At 63.7% G+C, this 2,831-nt stretch carries 4 protein-coding genes and 1 riboswitch; all 4 genes read right to left on the bottom strand.

All coding sequences use genetic code 11. The features are described 5' to 3' along the window. Nucleotides 1-674: aminotransferase class I/II-fold pyridoxal phosphate-dependent enzyme (locus HP499_RS23045; RefSeq protein WP_172326389.1), on the bottom strand; the 674-nt coding region annotated here is incomplete at its 3' end. Then, nucleotides 675-1,085, bottom strand: a complete 411-nt coding sequence (locus HP499_RS23040; RefSeq protein WP_172326388.1) for a rhodanese-like domain-containing protein — start codon at nucleotides 1,083-1,085, stop codon at nucleotides 675-677. It abuts the gene before it with no gap. Beyond that, complete coding sequence (locus HP499_RS23035; RefSeq protein ID WP_172326387.1) at nucleotides 1,082-1,348, bottom strand: DUF1737 domain-containing protein; 267 nt, start codon at nucleotides 1,346-1,348, stop codon at nucleotides 1,082-1,084. The genes HP499_RS23040 and HP499_RS23035 overlap by 4 nt, the downstream gene beginning before the upstream one ends. A 13-nt stretch (nucleotides 1,349-1,361) precedes the next feature. Continuing rightward, a riboswitch (SAM riboswitch) is annotated at nucleotides 1,362-1,474 on the bottom strand. A 58-nt stretch (nucleotides 1,475-1,532) separates the two neighbouring features. Further along, nucleotides 1,533-2,831, bottom strand: a 1,299-nt coding sequence (locus tag HP499_RS23030; protein ID WP_172326386.1) for a SulP family inorganic anion transporter, incomplete at its 5' end; no start/stop codon positions are given.

Below are 2,831 nucleotides of genomic sequence, written 5' to 3'. Positions count from 1 at the left end.
ATCGCACCGCCAAGGACACGTCCCTGGCCGTCAATATGCTTGGTACCGGAGTAGACGATCACGTCGGCACCCAGCTCGCCGCAGCGTTGCAACAGGGGAGTGGCAAAGACGTTGTCTACCACCACGGTCGCCCCCGCGGCATGCGCCAGTTCGCTGACGGCAGCGATGTCTACGATCTCTTGCATGGGGTTGGACGGAGACTCGAAGAACACAGCAGTGGTTGGTTCCGAGAGGGCTTCACGCCACTGCTCCAGGTCCGGGCCATCAACGAACACGGTTTCCACACCCCAACGGGGCAGGATCTCGTTGAGGATGACAAAGCAGGAGCCGAACAGGGAGCGGGCAGCCACCACGCGGTCGCCCGCAGCCAGCAGGGCACCCAGGGCAGTGAAGACCGCGGACATGCCGGACGCGGTGGCAAAGCACGCCTCGGTTCCTTCAAGCAGCCGCAGCCGTTCCTGGAAGGTGGCCACGGACGGGTTGCCGTAGCGGGAGTACACGAAGCGCTCGTCTTCTCCGGTGAAAGCACGCTCGGCAGCTGCGGCCGATTCGTAGACAAAGCCGGAGTTCAGGAAAACCGGCTCGGATGTTTCCTGGAAATTGGTACGGTCAAGGCCACCGCGGACGGCCTGGGTGTCAGGGCTCCAGCCGGCGGCGTCGGGATTGAAAGTCACTTACTCGGTCCCCAGATTCGTCGGCAGGCCACGATTTTTCCAGCCATTGACGGTGCGTTCACCGTAGCGGTCAGGTTCACCCTCGAAACCCTCAAGGACGTTGTACGCCGTGAATCCGGCCTGCGTTGCGGCAATGGCGGCGGAGATGGAGCGCTGGCCGGAGCGACAGATGAAAACGAGTTCCACGGCCTCGTCCTCGGGGGCCTGCTGCTGCAGGTCCTCGATGAAACGGGAGTTGGGGATGCCGCCTGCGAGGCTCCATTGGATGAACAGGGGATCGTTCTCCGTGGCTTTGGTGTCAGGGATGCCGATGTGGGCCCACTCGCCCTCGGTGCGGACATCGACCAGGATGGCGCCTTGCTCGAGCTTGGCCCATGCATCCTGCGGGGTCAGGTCACCTGCGTAGCTCATGCGTGGCCCTCGAATGCTTCTTCGTCGTCATAGTTCTCCAGCTGGTCAACGGCGTCGGCGACGGCGGCATCAGCATTGGCGATCGCGGCGGGGAGCACAATTGCCTGGGCAACAATGACTGTGGTGCCGTTGAAGGTAGCTGCCGGGCTGCCATGGAGCACGTAGCCCTCAGCGAGCGCGCTGTGGATGCGCTCGCAGAATTCACGGTTGTCCGGGCCTGTAATCAGGCGGTAGGAGAGTTTTTCTTCAGTGGGTTCAGGCATTGCTGGTGCTCCTCAGTCACGCTTGCAGTTCGAATTTGTCGATACGCCGAGTAGTCACCTGAGGCACCCCGCCGGAGAGAGGGTTGCCGACCAGCAAGTCAGGGCTTTGCGCTGGTACTCATTACTCAAGAAAAACGTAGCATCCGCGGGCGTCGGGCTGCACTTGCGGGCGCCGATCCGGCCGTCATGTTGCGTAATCGGCGGACGCTTCAGTGCCCCCTTCCTTGAGCGCACGTACTGCCGCGCCGACAGTGGGGTAGAAGTGTTCAGGCGTGAAACGCGCTGCAGTGCCAAGACGGACCAACTTGTCCTTCACCGGGCCCTTGAGTTCGGCGAACACCAGATCTACTCCCTTGCTGGCCAGCCATTCGTCCAGGGTGACCAGATCGTCCAAGGCCGTGGTGTCAATCCCGGTGATGGGTTCGGCGGCAAGGATGACGTGGGTGACGGGGACCGCGGACTCGTCCGGGGCCTCATGCAGTTGTTCGCGGACAAATGCGGCCAGGACCTGGCCGTTTCCGAAGAACAGGGGAGCATCAAAGCGGAGAATCAAGAGTCCCGGGATGCGCTCGGCTTCGGGATGCCGCTCAACGTCGTGGTACCCCGGCAGGCCATCCTCTGCGCCAAGTTCGGTTCGGTACGGATCCCAGGCCCTGCGGACAAAATCCAGGAGCGCCAGGGCAATCGCCACAACGATTCCCTGCAGGACGCCCACGGTCAGGACTCCGAGGAACGCGGCCAGCATCACCACGGACTCGCTGCGGCTAAGGCTGAAGAGCCGCCGGACACCAGCCGGATCTGCGAGGGCAATCGCTGCGGCAATGACGACCGCGGCAAGGGTTGCCGATGGCAGGTACTCCGTCACCCCCGGTGCCAGCAGCATGAATGCCAGCACCAGCAAGGACCCCACCACCCCGGTCAGCTGGGATTTGGCACCTGCCTCCACGGCCACGGGCGTCCGCGAGGTGCTGCCGGAAATCGGGAATCCTCCCAGCAGTCCGGTAGCGGCATTGGCCGCCCCGAGCGCAGCCATCTCCCGGTTGCCGGACACCCGTTTGCCGTCCTTGGCTGCCAGGGTCTGGGACAGGACGCCCGTATCGGCAAAAGCCATGAGGGCAATGCCGGCCGCGGCGGGCAGCAATGTCAACGCATCGGCCCATCCAATGCCGCCCAGTGCGGGCAACGGCAGGCCCTGCGGCAAGACTCCGGTGACCTTCACGTCGTCGTTAAGGCCCAAGACCGCCGTCGCTACGCATGAACCAACCACCGCGAACAGGACGCCGGGTACTTTCCACCGCAGGAGCCGCGGGATCCAGATGAGCGCCAGCGAACCTGCACCGAGCAGCAGCGCGGTGACGTTGATGTCACCACCGAATACCCCGGTGGTGACCTGTCCGAGCTTTTGCCAGACGTCGCCGTCGGCCTCTATACCCAGGAAAGCCGGCAGTTGCGAGAGCGCCACCAGCAGTGCGATTCCATTGAG

The organism is Paenarthrobacter sp. CM16 (assembly GCF_013179505.1).
Lineage (GTDB): Bacteria > Actinomycetota > Actinomycetes > Actinomycetales > Micrococcaceae > Arthrobacter.
Note: the sequence above shows the minus strand (reverse complement) of the source record. Positions and strands in the feature narration are given on the sequence as shown.

Bases quoted from the DNA above. Each gene is read 5' to 3' on its own strand.
- HP499_RS23040 (WP_172326388.1), bottom strand. From the start codon at position 1,085: ATGAGCTACGCAGGTGACCTGACCCCGCAGGATGCATGGGCCAAGCTC.
- HP499_RS23035 (WP_172326387.1), bottom strand. From the start codon at position 1,348: ATGCCTGAACCCACTGAAGAAAAACTCTCCTACCGCCTGATTACAGGC.